The sequence below is a fragment of the Pedobacter jejuensis genome, assembly GCF_003725795.1.
Classification (GTDB): Bacteria; Bacteroidota; Bacteroidia; order Sphingobacteriales; family Sphingobacteriaceae; genus Pedobacter; species Pedobacter jejuensis.
Genome location: NZ_RBEE01000001.1, coordinates 124247 through 143084 on the forward strand (window position 1 = coordinate 124247; position 18838 = coordinate 143084).

The window sequence follows — 18838 nt, forward strand, 5'->3', positions numbered from 1 at the left end:
TTTATTTATCACTGTAATGACCCATAGCTGCAATAATGAAAACTGTAACAATGTTTTCTTCAACTTTATAAATCATTCTATCTTTCTGGTTTATTCTCCTAGCCCACAAGCCTGTTAGCTCATGTTTTAGTAGTTCAGGATTGCCAACACCTTGATAGGGTGTTTCTGTAAGTTCAGCAAGAATCTTTTCAATTTTCTTGATACTAGCAATATTGCCTGATTTGTAATGTTTTCGGAGATGAGTTTCTGCTAATTCTTCTATTTCAACCCTAAACTTCCCCATACATCATTAGGATCAATAGTTTTAAAATTCGCTCTTTTTTCAGCCATCTTAATCATCTTCACAAATTCTGGATTATAAGGGCTTTTTTCTGTTTCAGTTTTAACCTTCAAAGCTTTAGCAACGGCTTTTAAAACAGCCATTTGCTCTTTAGTTTCGGGGTATATAATTAATGCTTCCATATTTATCGTTATTTGCTGCCAAACAATTTATACAAAGGTACTAAAAAGCTTTTAAGCTGAAAGATATTAGCTTAAAGCAACCGATTGAAAGTCAGAAATTTACAATTTATTGGTTTATCTTCCTCTTTGCCTGCTACTAGATTTTCCTGCTGATTTACCTTTTGGAGGTCGTGTATTTCTATTGGATGAACCACTTTTACTAGCTGGCTTGGCAGAAGAATAACCAGTCGTTTTTTTTCCTGCTGATTTTTGAGCGGGTTTAAATGGCTTTTTCGGTTGATCGTTCTTTGTTTCCGGAATCTCTTCCCAGGAGTTTGTTTTTTTCTTGGTGTTTTTTGGCTTTGAAGCAGCTTCAGAAGATGATTTTTCGACACTTTTCATAATGCCATTCATTTCCTCTTCTGTAAGTTCCCTGAATTCTCCTGTTGGGATGCCTTTCAGGTTAATGTTCATAATTCTGGTACGTTCAAGCTTGGTAACTTCATAGCCAAAATGTTCGCACATTCTTCTAATTTGCCTATTTAAGCCCTGAATTAAAATGATGTTAAAAACAAAAGGAGCAACCTGCCGAACTTTACATTTACGCGTATTAACGCCTAAGATAGGCACGCCATTACCCATTTCGAAAATAAAATCTTCGGTAATTGGTTTATTAACGGTAACCAAATATTCTTTTTCGTGTTTGTTGCCGGCTCTTAAAATCTTGTTTACAATGTCGCCATTGTTGGTTAAAAATATCAAGCCAGAAGAATCTTTATCTAAACGCCCGATAGGAAAAATACGTTCACTATGGTTTACATAATCAACAATGTTATCTTTAATATTTGATTCTGTGGTACTGGTTATGCCAACAGGTTTATTAAAAGCAAGTAAAATAAAGTTCGATTCTTCCTTTGGTTCGATGTTGTGGCCGTTAACCATTACTTTATCTTTTGGAAAAACCTGGTCGCCAATTTTGGCCCGCTTACCATTTATAAAAACTGTACCTTTCTCGATAAATCTATCTGCCTCGCGACGGGAGCATAATCCGCTTTCGCTGATAAATTTATTTAAACGAGTTGCAGAGTTATTATTCATGCTGCAATTTTACGGAAATAATTGCTTATTTAACCAAAGACGTTTGGTTAAATGGATTTAAAATATATTGCCACGGAAGCACAGATGAACAAAAAGAGTTTCCAATTTCTTTTATTAAACCTCCGTGTTTCTGTGGCAAATTTCGAAACCTATATTCTAGGTTTTCTTTGTAGTTAAAAAAAATTAAAAACTTTGGTCGTCAGCACTTGGTCCGTAGCTACCGGGAATGGGAATATTTAATAACCTCAGGTAAACACCTAACTGTGCTCTGTGGTGAATGGTTTGGCTAAAAGCTATTCGCATCATTTCATATCTGGTTAAATCTCCTAAAATCTGATCTCCATTTCTTAAAATCCATTGTTCATCAAAAGCGTTTGGTTGCGCTTTTTCCAGTTCAGCTTTTCCACTTTGATAACTGGTTTCCAGTAGCCTCATTAAATCATCACTGTTTTCAATGTGCTTCTCTTCATAAGGAGCAGTTGCGAAGTCCAAACCATCGGCTGTGAAAGCCATACTTACCCACTCTGGTAACTCTGCAATGTGGCTTGCCAATGATTTCATTTTCATGCTTTTTTCATGCGGCGCCCAATCAAACTTATCAGCAGGAACAAGTGCTATAAATTTTTTTGTGGTGTTAAATTCTGCTTCGAATTCTTTTAATAATGCTTTGATAATGTCCATGTTTTGTTGTTTAGATTTTTCCATTGTATTGATTTCCATTAATAGCAGGTCGGTTATACTCATGGTTTTAGATTTTGTTTCAACAAAGAAAATACAGCAGACTGACAACCCTATGGCAGTGTGAAAATAGAAGCAGTAATTATAATTTAAAAATTAACGGGTAACATGCTCATGTAATTACTCAAAGGCATGTGTTCGGTTTTTATAAAGGGCTTTTCGTGGTTTCTAAGAAAAACAATTCTGGTTAAATTAAAATCGCGGTATTGATTCCGAAAATGGCACCAAGCAATCAAATGCCAGCTGAAGGCATAGAATATTAATCCAATTGGTTCAACCTCTCTTTTACTGGTTTCATCCTTGGCATTTTTATATTCCAGTTCTATTATATTCTTCTCTGTTATGGCATTTTGAATAAGCGATAGATACTCATAGTTGAACCTTAAACGTTCTGGGATCTGTAATCTAATGTGCTGGTTCATATTTTCCAGCTTCTCTTTCTGGCTGGTTTTTAAAACAGCCTTCACTTTAGTAAGGGCAGCAGTATAATGCGTTCGGATTGAATTATCTGCAAAACCGTTAACCAAACTTTCTACCAGGAGCAATGCATTTGCCTCATCCATATTAAAAGAAACCGGTGGCAAAAAATATCCTTGCACCAGAAAATAACCTTTGGGCTGTTCAAAGCCTACTGGTATTCCTTGTTCCTGCAAAGCCTTAACATCACGGTAAACCGTACGAATGCTAATATTAAATCTTTCTGAAATTTTTTCTGCAGAAATATATTTCCTTGATTGCAATAAAGTTAATATTCCGAAAAGGCGATCTATGCGATTCATAAAGCTATGACTTGGCTAAAATTAAGGAAAATGCCGACGAATTCTTTATCTAAATGGAATTTAGTTTCATATAAACCTGTATCTGAGTTAAATCTAAATCATTTGAATTTCTGATTTAGATTTATATCAAAGTAAGAAAATCTGCTTGGTATGTTATTTGTTCTATATTGAGATGCATGTCTTTTCGGCGAAAAAGTCGTTATTGCATATAATCATCTTCTATTAATGGCAGCTGTAATTCAGAAAAGGTTCTTCAGGGCAATAAAAAGTAAAGTAATTATTGGGTTCTTATTTGCCTGTTTTGCATTACTATTGGCTTGGGGTATAAGCAAATTTGCGTTTACCAGAATGCTGAATACGGTTGAGGAAATTTCTGAACCTAACGATAGACTTAGAATTGTTAATGATTTATCACACAAAATAGCAAGGCTCGATCAATTGCAACGTGATGAAGCTTTCAGTAAACAAGGAAGTAATAGTTTTTTAAAAGAATCGCGAAAATTAAGAGCAAGTTTAGATACTTTGAAAGCGCTTTATGCCAATGATTCGTTGCAGCTTTCTAGAATAAAATCAATAAGAGGCTTACTCATAGAACGCGATAAGCAATTTATATCTTATCTCCAGGTACGAGAAACCTTAATAAATACAAAATCATTTTCTAATGAAGTTAAAAAGCTAAATGCATTGGTTGCCACCCGTTCTATGCAAACCGATAGCGCTGTTTTAACAACTGAAACTACAACTTCTACCACTACAGTTGCACCAGAAGATGAAGAAAAATCGAGAGGTTTTTTGAGCAAACTTTTTGGTAAAAAGAAATCTGATGTTTATAAAATTATTAATGAAGAATTTAAGGTTAAACGAGATACCTTAAACGCCAGGGCCGAAGATAGTGTAATGAAAAGCATGACTGGTTCTTTAAAAAACATTGAACTAGAGCAACGTCAGAAAAGTCAGAAATTTTTAAAACGTGAGGCAGAATTATCAAATGCGAGTAATGCTTTGACAAGCCAGATGCTGCAAATTTTAAGGGAAGTTGAAGGACAAGCTGTTGCGCAGGTGGATTTGAATGGTATTCAGGCTAAACAAGTTGTAAATGATGGAATAACGCAGATTACTACCATTATAGTAGCCTTTTTTTTAATTACTGTGGTTTTGTTGTATTTGATATTGACTGACATTACCAGAAGCAATAAATATCGGAAGGAACTTGAATTGGCGAAAGATGAAGCGGAGTATCATGGCAAGGCAAAACAACGTTTTTTATCAAACATGAGCCATGAAATACGAACACCTTTACAATCTATTTTAGGCTATGCCGAATTAATCTCACAGCAAGATAATCCAAACAAGAAAGATGTAGATGCGATATACCAATCCTCTATTCATTTGCTTCAAATTGTTAACGAAGTGCTCGATTATAATAGAATTATCTCTGGCGAGTTTAGCTTTAACAATCAAGTTTTCAGCATAAAAAAAGTTTTAGATGAAGTGATTTCTATCATGCGGCCGCTTGCAGAACAGAAATCACTTAAACTAATTGTTGATTTGGATTTAGGATCAATTGAATTTGTAAAGGGAGATGCATTTAGGTTGAAACAGGTTTTATTTAACTTGCTGGGCAATGCAGTTAAATTTACCCTTAAGGGCGAGATTATGCTTGGCGTTACCTGCAAGAAACAAGATGATGATTTACACTTTAATTTTACGATAAAAGATACTGGTATTGGCTTTGCTGAAACAGACGTCACAAAAATATTTAATGAGTTTGAACAGATTGAGTCGCCAGAAAAATACATTATTAACCAAACCGGAACAGGTTTGGGTTTAACAATTGTGAAATCGCTGATAGAAAATCAAGGTGGCAGAATTTATGTCAAGAGTAAACCGAGCAAAGGCACTACTTTTAATATTTATCTAAAATATGAATATACGAATGAAATAATAAGTGATGCGTTAGATTTTGAGCAGTACGAAATTACAAATCCTGGTACGGTTTGGGTAATTGATGATGATAAGCTGATTTTAGAATTGTGCGGATTAATTTTCGAGAAAAACAACATTCCGTTTAAAAGTTTTAGTCAGGTTGCTGACATTCTACAAGAAGAGCCTTTACCCGACTTAAAATATGTTCTGATAGATATGCGTTTGCCTGAAATGACGGGCTTAGAACTCTGCCATATTTTAAAGAAAAAACTCGCTGCTCATATTAAGTTTTATGCCATTACTGCACAGGTGTTACCCGAAGAGCGGGAAATGGTGTTGAGCGAAGGCTTTGATGGTTTGATTATGAAACCATTTAGAACGGTTGATTTGCTATCCATATTTGATAAAAAGAAAATATTAATAGAGCGGCCAGAGTTTGATTTGTCTTCTATTGAAAAAATGACTTTTGGCGACCAACAAATGTTAGCTAAAATTTTGAATAGATTTAAGCAAGATTGCATTGATGATGCTGCCGAATTAAAAATCCAACTCGCAAATCAAAACAAAGATAAGTGTCGTTTAATTGTGCATCGCCTTGCAGGCAGAACTGCACAAATGGGTTCTAAAACTTTAGCTACAGCATTTAGATTATTAGAATTGGACATCGCCGCAAAAGGTTTAGATAATGCTATTGCTGAAGAAATACATATTCAACTGGAGAAGTTGGATGGTTTAATTTCTGTTTTGGATGAAATGGAGCCTGAAGCAGAACGATTGTAAGTAAGTTGCTTAACAAGCTACAGTAACTCTTGATACTTAAATGAAATCACAAATTCACTAATCAATTCCATATCTTTCCATCTTCGCATAAAGCGTTTTTCTATCAATATTAAGCATTTTGGCAGCTTTAGATTTATTGTGTTTTACTTTAATCAATGTTTCTGTAATGATGTTTTTTTCGTTCTGTTCATTTACAGCTTTTAAATCTGATGAACTTCCAGGCAAAGTTTGTTGGTTTACAGAAATCATCATTTCATCGGGCAATGCACTCACCTGGGCAATATCACCTGGTGTTAATAAAACCATGCGCTTAATCACATTGCTCAATTCACGCAGGTTACCCGGCCAATCGTAATTCAGCAGAAGTGATTTTGCATCTGCAGCAATACTTTTAACATTTCTCCCTAAATTTCGGTTCGATAAATCAATAAAGTGGTTAATAAATAATTCTAAATCATTTCCTCTATCTCGTAAAGCTGGCAACTGGATTTTAAATTCGTTTAAACGATGATATAGGTCTTCTCTAAACTCGCCTTCAGCAATGCTGTTTAATAAATCATCATTTGTGGCTGTAATTATTCTTACATCAACAGATATTTGTTTGGTGCTGCCTAATGGTTGAATAACTCTTTCTTGTAAAACACGGAGCAACTTGATTTGAACTTCGTAGCTTAAATTACCAACTTCATCAAGAAACAAAGTGCCGCCATCTGCGGCCTCAAATTGCCCTTTTTTATCGTTTAAGGCACCAGTAAAAGCACCCTTAACATGTCCAAATAATTCACTTGCAGCTAAATCTTTTGATAATGCACCGCAATCAATTGCAATAAAGGGTTTATCAGCCCGCTTGCTTTGTTGATGTAGGGTTCTTGCAGCAAATTCTTTCCCTGTGCCGCTTTCGCCCTGAAAGATTACCGACATATCCGTAGGTGCAACCAATGCAATATGTTCATATAGCCTATCAGAAGTTGCACTTTTTCCTTTTATAAAATCTGAATCTGTTTCTGATGTATTAAGGTTATTAGTATCTTTTTTGGTTAAAGAATTATTTATAACCATTAAAAGTTCGTCGGGATTAACAGGCTTGGTGATATAATCAAACGCACCCATTTGCATGGATTTTACAGCTGTTCGAACATCGTTAAAGCTTGTCATGATGATGATTGGAGTAGAAAGGCCTAGATTACGGGAGTGTGTAATCAATTCAAAGCCTATTCCATCTGGAAGGCGGTAATCTACCAATAACAAATCAAACTGTTGATTTTCGATGAGTTTTAGCGATTGTTTAATGTGTGTTACAAGCGTAACCTCATGATGGTTTTTTGTTAAAAAACCATCAAGTAATTGTGCAAAAGTTGTATCGTCTTCTAAAATCAGGATTCTCGCCATACAACAAAAATAAGAAAAGCCAGACAAAGTCTGGCCATTCTTATAAGGTAGATGTAATTTTGGGATTTATTGAACTGGTTTACCGTCTTTGTCGATTTTTACAGAACCTGTTTCTGCTTCTTTTTTAACATTGATTAGGTAATATTCTTTTGTACCTTCTTTAACTGACCAAGCTTCGCTTGCTGTCCAGCCTTTGTAAGCGTCAGATTTTAATGCAGTTGTAACTGGAGCTGGTAATTCTTCAAGTTTAACTGGCGTTTTTACAGCGCTATCTTGAACTGCAGTAATTGCAGCATTTTTAATTGTATTTACTTCACTTGCTTGTACTGCTGAGAATCCGGCAAAGGCTAAAAACGCAGCTGATAAAATCAATTTTTTCATTTCTAATTATTTTGTATTGATGAAATTAAACCCATCATGATATTAAATTTGATATTGATATCATGATGGTTGTTTAGTTTTGGTTCAATCACATTCCCCAAGATTGTGATTTGTTGATTATGTTATTGAAAGCGTTAATTTACAGATTACTGAACTGGCTTACCATCTTTGTCAATTTTCACAGAACCTGTTTCTGCTTCTTTTTTGACATTAATTAAATAATATTCTTTTGTTCCTTCTTTCACTGCCCATGCTTCAGTTGCTGTCCAGCCTTTGTATGCATCAGATTTTAATGCCGTTGTAACTGGCTCTGGCAATTCTTCTAATTTAACTGGTGTTTTTACTGTGCTATCTTGAACTGCAACAATTGCAGGATTTTTAATTGTGTTAATTTCACTTGCTTGTACTGCTGAGAACCCTGCGAACGCTAAGAATGTAGCTGATAAAATGAACTTTTTCATAGTATGATTTTTTAAAATTTAATGTCTAATTGTATTTGCTATTGTTTCATAATGATGCCAAAGGCATTTAAAACTTTAATGCATTAGTTATCAAATGTTTATAAATATACTTTCAGAATAAAAGTGTAGAATTTCTCTACAGGTTGGGTGTAATGGTAACAATCTATCGCGAAATCGCATCAATCATTAAAGAAGATTTTATCTAATGTGGTAAAAGCTTTTATGCAAATGGCTTGTAAAACTTAATCGACTTATTTATGATATCGACTTTCCGAAAGGCGTAAAAGCTAAATTCATCAGTTTAAAATGCTGGCGACCGAAAGGAATGCCTACAATTGTGATGCACAATAAAATCCCGAAGAGAAAGTGAGTTAATGCTATCCAAATGCCTCCGCAACAAATCCAAATAATGTTCATTATTGTAGATAAACAGCCTGTGTTTGATGATGTATCGGATATTTTAACACCAAAAGGTGCTAAACCAACGATTGCGAATTTAAAACATTGTATGCCAAAAGGAATACCAACTATGGTAAGACAAAGGATTAAACCACCTATTATGTATTCAAAAAAAATAAAGATGCCTCCAAAAATAATCCAAACGATGTTACCTAAAAAATTCATTATGCGTTTTAGGTTAAGATAGATTGAAGTTGATTTTGTTACATTTCAATACAATAAGCAAAGGATATTATTTTATAATTTAGGGTACACACAAAAGAAACCTTATTATGAAAAAAACACTTCTCTTAACGACTGCGGTCGCATGCATTGGTTTTTCCAGCGCAAAAGCTCAAAATGTTAACAAAGTTAAGTTAACTGACATTACTACTCCATACATAGAAATTTCTGCTGACCGACAATATTTTAGCCGAAAAACAGGAATAATTTTAGAATATGGGCAGAAAATCGAATATGAGGATGATGCATTAATTCGAGATGACAACGGAAAAAAGCTTGAATTTAATTCTTTACTGGATTGTGCAAATAAAATGAAAAATTATGGATATGAAATTTTTCAGACTAGAGAAGTTCAAAATGGAAAGGACTCAAGCTACACAAAATACCTGCTAAAAAGAAAATAGCAGTGCTCATTTCCCGCAGATATTCTCGTCACAATTCTTCTGTGAAAATCTGAAGTTTTTATCAACGACAATCTGCGGGAAAAACTAGAAGCCTAAATAAAATCCAAAGTATTAAACTTTTTATTTAATATATCAGCATTATTTACATCCAGCCACTTATCTAAAATGGTTCCATAAACTTGTCTAAAATCCAATTGATATTTCAAATCGCCGGTATCTAAATCGCCAAGGTTTGGTGCTGCATTAAATATTCCTTGTTTTTTTAATCTGCCTCCGAAAATGAACATATTATTAGCGGTTCCATGGTCTGTTCCATTGCTTGCATTTTGCTCAACTCTCCTGCCAAACTCTGAGAATGTAACCACTAAAGTATCTTCTAGTTTATTATTTGTTTTAAGGTCTTTCAAAAAGGCAGCCATACCTTCGCTATATTGTTTCAGTAAATTTCCTTGCTGCTGAATTTGATTTACGTGTGTATCAAAACCACTTAGTGAAACATAATAAACTCTAGTTTTTAAGCCTGAAGAAATGAATTTGGAAACCGTTTTCAGTTGATTTGCAAAACCAGATTGTGGGTAAACGGCTTTATTTTGATAAACCTTCGATGTGTTTTGAATATAGTTTGCTGATGATGATGTCTCAATCATGGTTTTATACAAATAACCCAAATTATCCTCATCTAAATGTTCTTTATCATTTTGAAGCATTGCTTTAAAAAACGGATCATTTGTATTGCGATACAATGCTGCAGGGTCTTTCAACGCAATTCCTTTTTTAGTTTGTCCTTTCATCGCAAGTGAGAGCGAATCATCTACCTCAATTGCAGTATATGGATATTTACAGGTTTGACAGTTGCTATCCAGGTATCGGCCAATCCATCCTGTGGATAAAAACTGGTTACTTTCACTACCTGTTTGCCAAATGTCCATCGAGCGGAAATGAGAACGATCTGGATTTGGATAGCCAACATCATTTATAACGGTCATCCATCCTTGGTCATGAATTTCTTGCAATGCCGCCATGTTTGGATTTAAGCCTTGCATATCATTTAGCTTAATAATTTGCTCAGGCTTAATGGCAATGCCTTTTCTTTTTTGATAATAAATGTCATTGCCATAAGGAACAACAGTATTTAAACCATCGTTACCGCCAGAAAGCTGTACAACCACTAGATTTTTGTACAAACTTAATTCATCAAGCGCCATTGCTTCAAGCGGTTTCATAAAAGCAGGTACAAATAAAGAACCTGCCGCAACAAAACCTGTATTTCTTAAAAAACTTCTTCTATCCATCTTTTTATGTATTTGATTGAAGGGACATTTAGTCTAAAAACCAATTATCCTTCTAATGGTATATTAATAATTAACTAACAAAGTTGATATTCGGGCATACTGGTTAACTCAACCGATGTGCTTTTTAAACCTTTATTGTCACCAATCATACCCTTTATTTTTTCATTTAGCTTTGGCTGAAGTAAAAATTCGGCAAGTTCAACTGGCTTAATTCCCTTTGGTAGTGTGCTTAAAAATTTAGGCCAGTCTGCTTTTGCATCTACATAAGATTTTGGTTTAATTTTGGTGTTTGCATTAACGGTAGCTATTCTGCTTTGTGCAATTACAGCTTCATCTTCCGGGTCTGCCTTTCCGCTAAAATCAATCTCGCCATCATTCAAAACCAAAGATGGAATGCGCATTCTTAACATTAACGAAGAGCTATCAATCCAGCTTTGTCCGCCCGGCCAACCCGCTACATTTGGCGGATTAAATAAATATTGACCCAAACTACTTTGCAGCTGAATTAATACTTGAGGCTTGTTGTAAGTGACATAAAATTCTCGGCTTAAACCAACTAAAAACTCGGCTGGCGATTTAATTTTTGAACCTATATTTTCGGGACTATAAAACCAATCGGATGTAAACATTTTTTTCATTAACTCAGCAATATTGTATTTTGAGTTAAAAAAATGATTTGCTAGTTCTTTAATATGCGTTTCATTTGGGTTATCGTTTACAAAAAATTTATACACCTTTCGCGATATAAATTCCGCAGTTTCAGGCTTATCCAAAATGATATCAATAATATTTTCTCCATCAAAATTGCCTGTTTTTCCAAAGAACGTTTTTGTTCCCGCATCATGCAAATTTGGTCGAAAAATAAATGAGCCATCTTTATCATACATCCATCCGGTAAATGAGCGGGCTGATTCTTTAATGTCCTGTTCCGAATAATTTCCTCGGCCTAAGGTGAACAATTCCATCAGCTCCCGAGCGAAATTTTCGTTTGGTTTCCCTTTTCTATTTTGCTGGTTATTTAAATATTGCAGCATTGCCGGAGATTTTGAAACTTCAACCAACAAAGTTTTGAAACTGCCTAAAGCATTGTTTCTTTGAATGTTGTTGAGTTGTTGTGCAAACATTGGGTTATTGCTTCTGCAAGCAAAATGTCCATGCCAAAACAAGGTCATCTTTTCGAGTAGTGGATGCTCGGTATTAATCATTTTTTCTACCCAAGCGATATTTAAATCGCGGCTTTTCTCATTCTGCATGCTAACAATTTCCTGACGCTGCTTTTTTTCTTCATCCGTTAAATCTTTCTTTGCATACAAGCCTGCCTGCATCAATAATTGTTGCTTAGAGGCAACACTATCTATAAGCGTAATTTCATCGTTTTGCTTAGGTTCTTTAAATAAACCATCAACAACTTTATTTAAGTTTTTACGACTAAGTTTATGTAAATCGTTATAAGAAATACCAAAGCCAGCACGGTTGTAAAGATGTTTTACTTTGTAGAAATTATCGTTAGCACTCATAATGATGATTTTAGTAGTATGACTTATTTTAAACGCCGTGGTTTAATCTTTGTTACAATTAGTACTTTTGGTGATGTTTTTTCAACTGCCTGATAATGAACTCAGCTTTCCAAATCCTGCATTGGCAGAAGAAGATGGTTTACTTGCCGTGGGTGGAGATTTGAGCTTGGAAAGATTGCTTTTGGCATATTCTAACGGGATATTTCCCTGGTTCAGCGAAGGCGATCCAATTCTTTGGTATGCGCCTCATCAGCGATGTGTAATTTATCCAGATAAAATTAAAATAAGCAAAAGCATGAGGAAGGTAATCAACTCTGGAATGCTCGTTGTTACCAATAATACAGCTTTTGCAGAGGTGATAAAAAATTGTGCTTCGACGCCACGAGTGGGGCAAGACGGAACTTGGATTACGAACGAAATGCAAGAGGCTTATATAAATTTGCACCAAAATGGTTTTGCCCATAGTGTTGAAGTTTGGCTTAATGAAAAACTTGTTGGTGGTTTATATGGCTTGAAAATAAATGGTGTTTTCTGTGGCGAAAGTATGTTTAGCCACGTTAGTAATGCATCTAAAGTTGCTTTAATTTATTTAAGTAAATCAGGCGTAGATTTGATTGATTGCCAAATCTCTAACGATCATTTATTAAGTCTTGGTGCTGAAATGATTAGCCGGGAAGCTTATTTGAAAATTCTTCAAGCAGAATCTGATTAAGAAATTAGGCGTAAAAAAACCTGCAATATTTAGCATTGCAGGTTTTTTGTGTTTTAAATTAGATTATAATTCTCTAACCCAAATATTTCTAAAACTTATAGCCGGACTTGGGTCACCGTGATCTTGTAATTTAATAGAAGCAGGACCATATTTCTTATATTGTGGTGCTCCAATATATCTGGTTTCACCTTTTAAAACAAGTCCGTTTTGCAGCAAAACGCCATTTAGAAATAAAGTAACACTTGCTGGTTTTAATAAAGTTCCATCTTCATTAAAACGAGGTGCATTCCAAATAATATCATAATATTGCCACTCGCCTGGTTTTTTATTGGCATTGGCTAATGGTATTGCTTGTTTGTAAACGCTACCAGTTTGCCCGTTAACGTATGTTTTATTGTTGTAGGAATCCATAATTTGGATTTCATAACCTTCATCTCCACCACCAGTTGATGCTAGAAATACACCACTATTACCACGTGCTTGTCCTTCACCAGTGATATTTGTTGGAATTTTCCACTCCATGTGTAACTGGTAATCAGTGAACTTTTTATTAGTTTCTATGTTACCAGTCCCTTTTTTTACCGTAAAAAAACCGTCATCAACTGTCCATGCAGCCGGTTTAGTTGGGTCTTTTACAGAATGCCAAGCATCCAAATTTCTACCATTAAATAACACAATAGCATCAGAAGGTGCTTCTTGAGGTAAGTTTCCGGGTGTTACAATTTTCGGTATCGGTGCCCAAACTTCGGTAGTTTTTGGATCTTTTGCCGGATCGATTTTTTTATCCTGTGCCATTGCCTGCAATGAAAAAAATGCCGGGATAAATAATAATGCGTATTTGCTCATAATTAAAGATTAACATTTAAAGTTAACCGATTTATTAGTAAACTAAAATATAGTGAGCAATTTTTATGCAAGGTCATCAACCACATACGTTTCTGTTACTACAACTTCGTCTGGTATTAAACCTTCTTCCTCTTGTTGAGATAAATCGCGAACAGGACAATAACCAGTAATTCCTCTATATAATAAGCCAGCACCAATTGCTGCACCAGTTAAACCAATTACCGGATGCGAAAATAATCCTGTTATGCCTTTATACAATAGATAAGTACCTGCAGCGCCAGAAAGCCAACGTTCAGAGCGACTAACATTTTGATATAGCTCTGGATATTTCCAAGCTTCTTTTACGTTGTGTATTGTGTTGTTTAAATCTTCGTTTGTCATGATAGTAATCTTTATTTAATAGTATAACAGATTAAAAGTAAATGAGTTTTACGTTAATTAAAAAGTTTTGAAGTTATTGATGGGAAATGTTTTGCCACTGGAATAGTAATCTTTTCTTAAATACTAAATATTAATTTCTTTTTGCCACAGAAGCACAGATTTTCACGGAGTTCGTAATTGAACAAACTATTAACCTCAGATAGAAATGAACTACAAAATAACCCTTTTATATTATTATTAAATTTCAAACCTGGATGTTATTGATTTAATAGGGAGTACTTCATTATGTGTAAATTGCCTCTTCACAAAGATAATTCTTTGAAAATCTGTGCTTCTGTGGGAATTTATTTTGAGTGTTAAATGGATTTAATTTCTGTAAAAATCTGTGCTTCTGTGGCAGCTCTTTTTAGCATTTTACTAAAAATATTTAATTTCTGTGGCAAACTTTTTTCGATGTAAATAACAAATTATTTACATCACACCAACTTACCTCAAAATATCTCTTATATCATCCTTACTTAAGGATTTAAAGAAACTTTCTTCTGTGGTGATTAAAGAATTTGCAAGTGATTTTTTTCTATTCTGCAGTGCAAGAATTTTTTCTTCAACGGTATCTTTGGCAATAAACTTATAAATAAAAACCTTTTTATCCTGCCCTATGCGATGCGTTCTGTCAATCGCTTGTTGCTCTACTGCAGGATTCCACCATGGATCTAAAATAAAAACATAATCAGCTTGTGTAAGGTTTAAACCAACACCACCTGCTTTTATCGAAATTAAAAAAACCTTTAAATTTTCGTTCTGCTGAAACTCAGAAACGATTTCACCACGATTTCTAGTTGAACCATCTAAATACGCAAAAGGAATATGTTCTGCTTCAAAATGCTTTTTGAAAATATCGAGGTGCTTAACAAATTGCGAAAATACCAACACTTTATGTCCGCCTTTTAAAACGTTATCTAGTGTATGAATTACGTTTTCGAATTTACCTGAATCGGACATGTAACTTCCATCAATCATCACCGGATGGTTGGCCAATTGGCGTAAAGCCGTTAAGCCCTGTAATAACTGAACTTGTTTTTGCTTAAAAGTTCCATCATCCATGCTTTGAAGTAGATCGTTTCGATAGGCAGACTTTGTTTTCTCATAGTAAGCCGCCTGGTCTTCGCTCATGTCGCAATAAATTACCTGCTCTGTTTTTGGCGGTAATTCGGCTGCAACCTGCTCTTTCGTTCGTCTAAGTACAAAGGGTTTTATAATGGATTGAAGTTTTCTAGCTTTATCCTCATCTTTTTTCTTCTCAATGGCTTGTACGTATTCTTCGTAAAAGAACGCTTGTGTACCTAATAAGCCCGGGTTCAAGAATGTAAGTTGCGACCATAAATCGCCTACAGAATTTTCAACCGGCGTACCACTCAATATTAGTCGGTGTCTTGATTTTAAGCTTCTAACTGCTTTAAAAGATTTTGATGCAGGATTTTTTATGTTCTGGCTTTCATCAAGAATAACATAGTTGAAATAGAAATTTTTTAAATCATCAACATCTACCCGGGTAACACCATAAGTTGTGATAACAATGTCGTAGTTGGCAAAATTTGCCACATCTTTATTCCTGTTGGTACCTGTGTGTGCTAAAATTTTAAGCTTTGGCGTAAACTTTTTTGCCTCCGTTAACCAGTTATAAATTAACGATGTTGGCATTATAATTAACGATGTAGTTTGGGTAGCAGCAAGTTGATCGTCTTCTTTAACTTTTTGCAACATAGCCAGCGTTTGAATGGTTTTACCCAAACCCATATCATCTGCCAAGCAGCCACCAAAGTTATATTCTCTTAAAAAGCTAAACCAATTATAACCTGCTTTTTGATAATCGCGTAAGTTGCCTTTAAAATGAACAGGCATTTGTGTATCGGCAATATCCTCAAAATCATTCAGGCGTTGAAGCTTGCGCTCTAAAGTCACATTTGCTAAACTATCTTCGGCTAAATCATTAATTAAGCCGATGTGGTGTTTCTTCAGTTTTAGGTTTTTGCCGGCTTCTGCTAAACTAAATAAACTACCGTATTGTGTAAACCATTTATCAGGAATGATGGCCACCTCGCCATCTGGAAGCATAAATTCTCTGCGTTTATGCAGTATATGTTGTTTTAAAGAAAGAAATGGAATTTGATAATTTCCAAACCAAACCACGGCATTAATATCAAACCAATCATTACTTTCTTTAACTTCTAAATCAATTTTGCTGGCACCAAAAACAAAGCGTTTCTGGCCAGTGGCTTGTTCGATTTCAAAACCCGAAGCTTCCAAAATTTCAATGTGTTCATTAACCCAATTTATTGCTGCATAGCTTGGATTTTCTTCTGCGGCTAAAACTTCGAGGTTACTAAATAGAGCACTCGCTTTTTTAAGTCCGAGAGATAACAAAAGATTTAATTGCTTTTTCTCCCATTCTGCTGAACGTTTTATACGGTGAAAAATGTAATTGTCGTCTTTATTTTCCAATCGGACGGTAACTTTATGCGCATTTTCTAACGGGAAAACGTACTCCCCATACTTAAAATAAAGCTGTATTTGTGATAAGCCTCCATCAACATAAAAAATCTTTAATACCGGAATTGCTTCATATTGTTCGGTTTTAATTTCAAAACCTTCAGCATAGACGTGGTGTTTTTCTATTAATGGAGCGACAAACTTTTCGAAATAAGTTGCCTCTGTTGATTTTGGAATAGCAATGTATCTTTTGGCTAAAAATGGTTGCAGTTTTTTACCTTCAATATCCTGGTCGAAAAAGTATAAAACATCGTTTAATAACAGCCAGGCTGGTTTATTGCTGATAATTTGCGCTTCTTTAAACATAAATTCGATGCGCAAATTTTGATACTTGATGGTAGGGAAATAGCGGGTTTCTGTTTCGTTTCTGCGAAAATGGAATAGGATAGATGCTGGTTCAGAAGCAAGTTCTATTTTCCGCTCTACCGGCCAACCATCTTTATCCATTAAATATAGCTCGTCCTTAACTTTTAAAATTTCTAAAGCTTCTGCTAGTTTTTTTTCAATTTTCGGACGAACACTTTCATAAAATTTTACGTCGAAAACTTTTGTAAAAAATTCTGTTGGTCTGATTAGTTTTTTATAGTGTTTTTTGATGAGTGAATCTTGTTCAATATCATCTAAAATTTTAATTAGTTTATAATCCGTTTCGCTTAAACAGGCATTAAATTCTTCGGCGGTGTGCGTAAAAATTCTTTGATAAGTAAAAGAGAAATCGCCTTGAGGATTAAGTTGAACTACGTGAGGTTCAATTAAATAGCCCAAATACTCATGCTTGCACAAAGAGTAAACAACTTTACAGTTTTTAGAGCTATCGACGCGTAACATTGTTTGATTTAAAATTTTTTGCAAGCTACCCGCTCGAAAAACTTTAAACTTACACTATTTTAATGTGACATCAAAAAATTAGGTAAAATAGCATCGAAAAGTGGAAGTTTTCAGCCTATAAACTTTTACTAATTTTTTAGTAAAAGAAGCTATAACGAATACCAAAACGAAACAAAGCCTATAAATTTATGATTTATAGGCTTTGTTATTTCGTTTGTGTTAATTGAAAATCCTTATTTCCAACCGCCACCTAAAGCACGGTACAATTCTACTACTGATTGTAATTTTTGTAATCTATCGTTTATGCCACTCAATTGTGCAGTTAGTAAACTTTGTTCTGACGTTAAAACATCAGTATAATTTGTTGCAGAACTGTAACGCAATAGTTCTTTAGTAAAATCTACCGCTTTAGTTAAAGATGCAATTTGTTTAGCTCTTGTTTCTTCCTTTTCTGCTGCGGTTTGATAAGCATACAACGCATTAGAAACTTCTTGTCCGCCAGTTAAAAGCGTTTGTTGGAATGTATAAAATGCAATTTGTTGATTGGCTTCTGCAGTTTTTAAACGAGCCTTGTTTTGTCCTTTTGCAAAAATAGGTTGCGTTAAACCACCTACTAAATTGTAAAAGATGGATTGACTAAAAAAATCTCTCAATTGCAAACTTGATAATCCACCTGAGGCGGTTAAAGTTAATGCCGGATAAAAATAGGCTTTAGCGGAGTTTGTGTTTTCGAAGGTCGATCTAAATCCAAATTCTGCAGCAATAACATCAGGGCGATTTTGCAAAAGCTGGGCAGAAACACCGGTTTGTAAATTGGTGTAAGGCGATTGTTGATCTAAAGTTGTTCTGTTGATATATCCTGGCGCTCTTGCTAAAACAATGCTAAGCGCATTTTCTGCTTCTTTAATACTTCTTTTTAAATCGGGCAAAGTAACTTGCGCAGCGTATAAATTAGCTTCGCTTTGTACAACAGCAGCGCCATTAACTACAGCACCTTCTTTTAAAGCTTTTACTGTTTCCACATCTTGCATTCTAATTTTAATTGTTTGCTCGGTAATGGCCAATTGTTTATCCAATGCCAATAATGAATAATAGCTATTGGCGATGGTTGCAATCAATTGCGTTTGTACAGCTCTTTTAGCGGCATCACTTTGTAGTAATGCGGCATAAGCGCCACGCTTTGCACTACTTAACTTGCCCCAAATATCAGCTTCCCAACTTGTGCTTAATTGTGCTTTGTAGGTTTGCGTTTCGAGATTAATATTTATTCCGGCAGGAAAATTTTGCGCTGCAGCCGATGCTTTATTATCGGTTACGTTTACATCGGCCTGTAAACTTGGCAATAATGCACCACGACTTTGAATTAAAGTAGCTTCGGCAATTTTTATACGCTCTATGGCTTGCTTTAAATCTAAATTTTGATTTATACCCTGTTGGATAAGGGACTGTAAAGTAGTATCAGAAAACAAACTTTTCCATTGCAAATTTGCCATGGTAGTTGTATCCGTTGTGTTATTATCTCTATATAAACCATCACTATTTAACTGCGGGCGTTCATATTTTTTAGTAACACATGCACTTAAAGTAAGTATGGTAAAACCAATAAAAATTGAATACTTATATTGAAATTTCAT

Annotated in this window: 18 protein-coding genes; 3 read left to right on the forward strand and 15 right to left on the reverse strand. The window is 34.8% G+C overall.

Translation table 11 applies throughout. The features are described 5' to 3' along the window. Nucleotide 1: 1 nt before the first annotated feature. The 5 genes from D7004_RS00540 to D7004_RS00560 form a co-directional block, all read right to left on the reverse strand. On the reverse strand, nt 2-283 hold the full coding sequence (locus D7004_RS00540) for a Txe/YoeB family addiction module toxin (protein WP_123203916.1): 282 nt from the start codon (nt 281-283) through the stop codon (nt 2-4). Continuing rightward, nucleotides 259-462, reverse strand: a complete 204-nt coding sequence (locus D7004_RS00545; RefSeq protein WP_123203917.1) for a DUF2683 family protein — start codon at nt 460-462, stop codon at nt 259-261. Before D7004_RS00545 ends, D7004_RS00540 begins: the two co-directional genes overlap by 25 nt. A gap of 114 nt (nt 463-576) precedes the next feature. Continuing rightward, nucleotides 577-1539 (reverse strand): 23S rRNA pseudouridine(2604) synthase RluF, encoded by a 963-nt coding sequence (gene rluF, locus D7004_RS00550; protein ID WP_123203918.1) that lies wholly within the window; start codon nt 1537-1539, stop codon nt 577-579. A gap of 183 nt (nt 1540-1722) precedes the next feature. Next, nucleotides 1723-2283, reverse strand: a complete 561-nt coding sequence (locus D7004_RS00555; RefSeq protein WP_123203919.1) for a DinB family protein — start codon at nt 2281-2283, stop codon at nt 1723-1725. Nucleotides 2284-2366: 83 nt separating this feature from the next. Continuing rightward, complete coding sequence (locus D7004_RS00560; protein ID WP_123203920.1) at nt 2367-3056, reverse strand: helix-turn-helix transcriptional regulator; 690 nt, start codon at nt 3054-3056, stop codon at nt 2367-2369. 225 nt (nt 3057-3281) lie between these two features. On the opposite strand from D7004_RS00560, the gene D7004_RS00565 reads away from it, so the two are divergent. Beyond that, nucleotides 3282-5762: a hybrid sensor histidine kinase/response regulator gene (locus D7004_RS00565; protein WP_123203921.1), complete on the forward strand. Its 2481-nt coding sequence runs from the start codon at nt 3282-3284 to the stop codon at nt 5760-5762. Nucleotides 5763-5819: 57 nt separating this feature from the next. On the opposite strand, the gene D7004_RS00570 is transcribed toward D7004_RS00565, so the two are convergent. The 4 genes from D7004_RS00570 to D7004_RS00585 form a co-directional block, all read right to left on the reverse strand. Then, nucleotides 5820-7151, reverse strand: a complete 1332-nt coding sequence (locus D7004_RS00570) for a sigma-54-dependent transcriptional regulator (protein WP_123203922.1) — start codon at nt 7149-7151, stop codon at nt 5820-5822. A 66-nt stretch (nt 7152-7217) separates the two neighbouring features. Continuing rightward, a complete protein-coding gene (locus D7004_RS00575; protein WP_123203923.1) occupies nt 7218-7532 on the reverse strand; it encodes a hypothetical protein in 315 nt (104 codons plus the stop codon). A gap of 146 nt (nt 7533-7678) precedes the next feature. Further along, on the reverse strand, nt 7679-7993 hold the full coding sequence (locus D7004_RS00580) for a hypothetical protein (protein ID WP_123203924.1): 315 nt from the start codon (nt 7991-7993) through the stop codon (nt 7679-7681). Nucleotides 7994-8248: 255 nt separating this feature from the next. Then, the gene (locus tag D7004_RS00585) at nt 8249-8617 is read right to left on the reverse strand and encodes a YccF domain-containing protein (RefSeq protein ID WP_123203925.1); all 369 of its coding nucleotides are present in this window, start codon (nt 8615-8617) and stop codon (nt 8249-8251) included. 107 nt (nt 8618-8724) lie between these two features. Between D7004_RS00585 and D7004_RS00590 the strand changes: the two genes are divergently transcribed. Further along, nucleotides 8725-9078: a hypothetical protein gene (locus D7004_RS00590; protein ID WP_123203926.1), complete on the forward strand. Its 354-nt coding sequence runs from the start codon at nt 8725-8727 to the stop codon at nt 9076-9078. A gap of 92 nt (nt 9079-9170) precedes the next feature. Here the strand turns inward: D7004_RS00590 and D7004_RS00595 are convergent, their stop codons facing one another. Both D7004_RS00595 and D7004_RS00600 read right to left on the reverse strand, forming a co-directional pair. Then, nucleotides 9171-10370: a DUF1501 domain-containing protein gene (locus D7004_RS00595; RefSeq protein WP_123203927.1), complete on the reverse strand. Its 1200-nt coding sequence runs from the start codon at nt 10368-10370 to the stop codon at nt 9171-9173. Between the two features lie 74 nt (nt 10371-10444). Continuing rightward, nucleotides 10445-11887, reverse strand: a complete 1443-nt coding sequence (locus tag D7004_RS00600; protein ID WP_244214210.1) for a DUF1800 domain-containing protein — start codon at nt 11885-11887, stop codon at nt 10445-10447. Nucleotides 11888-11960: 73 nt separating this feature from the next. Here D7004_RS00600 and aat point away from each other — a divergent pair, with 73 nt between their 5' ends. After that, nucleotides 11961-12599, forward strand: coding sequence for a leucyl/phenylalanyl-tRNA--protein transferase (gene aat / locus D7004_RS00605; protein ID WP_123203929.1), 639 nt, complete (start codon nt 11961-11963; stop codon nt 12597-12599). 63 nt (nt 12600-12662) lie between these two features. On the opposite strand, the gene D7004_RS00610 is transcribed toward aat, so the two are convergent. The 4 genes from D7004_RS00610 to D7004_RS00625 form a co-directional block, all read right to left on the reverse strand. Beyond that, nucleotides 12663-13445, reverse strand: a complete 783-nt coding sequence (locus tag D7004_RS00610) for a 3-keto-disaccharide hydrolase (protein ID WP_123203930.1) — start codon at nt 13443-13445, stop codon at nt 12663-12665. A gap of 63 nt (nt 13446-13508) precedes the next feature. Next, complete coding sequence (locus D7004_RS00615) at nt 13509-13826, reverse strand: YgaP family membrane protein (protein WP_123203931.1); 318 nt, start codon at nt 13824-13826, stop codon at nt 13509-13511. 486 nt (nt 13827-14312) lie between these two features. Continuing rightward, nucleotides 14313-17204, reverse strand: coding sequence for a DEAD/DEAH box helicase (locus tag D7004_RS00620; RefSeq protein ID WP_123203932.1), 2892 nt, complete (start codon nt 17202-17204; stop codon nt 14313-14315). 233 nt (nt 17205-17437) lie between these two features. Continuing rightward, on the reverse strand, nt 17438-18838 hold the full coding sequence (locus tag D7004_RS00625; RefSeq protein ID WP_123203933.1) for an efflux transporter outer membrane subunit: 1401 nt from the start codon (nt 18836-18838) through the stop codon (nt 17438-17440).

Excerpts from the sequence above, each read along its gene's own strand:
- D7004_RS00540 (WP_123203916.1), bottom strand. The coding sequence starts at position 283 with ATGGGGAAGTTTAGGGTTGAAATAGAAGAATTAGCAGAAACTCATCTC.
- D7004_RS00545 (WP_123203917.1), bottom strand. The coding sequence starts at position 462 with ATGGAAGCATTAATTATATACCCCGAAACTAAAGAGCAAATGGCTGTT.
- rluF (WP_123203918.1), bottom strand. The coding sequence starts at position 1,539 with ATGAATAATAACTCTGCAACTCGTTTAAATAAATTTATCAGCGAAAGC.
- D7004_RS00555 (WP_123203919.1), bottom strand. The coding sequence starts at position 2,283 with ATGAGTATAACCGACCTGCTATTAATGGAAATCAATACAATGGAAAAA.
- D7004_RS00560 (WP_123203920.1), bottom strand. The coding sequence starts at position 3,056 with ATGAATCGCATAGATCGCCTTTTCGGAATATTAACTTTATTGCAATCA.
- D7004_RS00565 (WP_123203921.1), top strand. The coding sequence starts at position 3,282 with ATGGCAGCTGTAATTCAGAAAAGGTTCTTCAGGGCAATAAAAAGTAAA.
- D7004_RS00570 (WP_123203922.1), bottom strand. The coding sequence starts at position 7,151 with ATGGCGAGAATCCTGATTTTAGAAGACGATACAACTTTTGCACAATTA.
- D7004_RS00575 (WP_123203923.1), bottom strand. The coding sequence starts at position 7,532 with ATGAAAAAATTGATTTTATCAGCTGCGTTTTTAGCCTTTGCCGGATTC.
- D7004_RS00580 (WP_123203924.1), bottom strand. The coding sequence starts at position 7,993 with ATGAAAAAGTTCATTTTATCAGCTACATTCTTAGCGTTCGCAGGGTTC.
- D7004_RS00585 (WP_123203925.1), bottom strand. The coding sequence starts at position 8,617 with ATGAATTTTTTAGGTAACATCGTTTGGATTATTTTTGGAGGCATCTTT.
- D7004_RS00590 (WP_123203926.1), top strand. The coding sequence starts at position 8,725 with ATGAAAAAAACACTTCTCTTAACGACTGCGGTCGCATGCATTGGTTTT.
- D7004_RS00595 (WP_123203927.1), bottom strand. The coding sequence starts at position 10,370 with ATGGATAGAAGAAGTTTTTTAAGAAATACAGGTTTTGTTGCGGCAGGT.
- D7004_RS00600 (WP_244214210.1), bottom strand. The coding sequence starts at position 11,887 with ATGAGTGCTAACGATAATTTCTACAAAGTAAAACATCTTTACAACCGT.
- aat (WP_123203929.1), top strand. The coding sequence starts at position 11,961 with ATGTTTTTTCAACTGCCTGATAATGAACTCAGCTTTCCAAATCCTGCA.
- D7004_RS00610 (WP_123203930.1), bottom strand. The coding sequence starts at position 13,445 with ATGAGCAAATACGCATTATTATTTATCCCGGCATTTTTTTCATTGCAG.
- D7004_RS00615 (WP_123203931.1), bottom strand. The coding sequence starts at position 13,826 with ATGACAAACGAAGATTTAAACAACACAATACACAACGTAAAAGAAGCT.
- D7004_RS00620 (WP_123203932.1), bottom strand. The coding sequence starts at position 17,204 with ATGTTACGCGTCGATAGCTCTAAAAACTGTAAAGTTGTTTACTCTTTG.
- D7004_RS00625 (WP_123203933.1), bottom strand. The coding sequence starts at position 18,838 with ATGAAATTTCAATATAAGTATTCAATTTTTATTGGTTTTACCATACTT.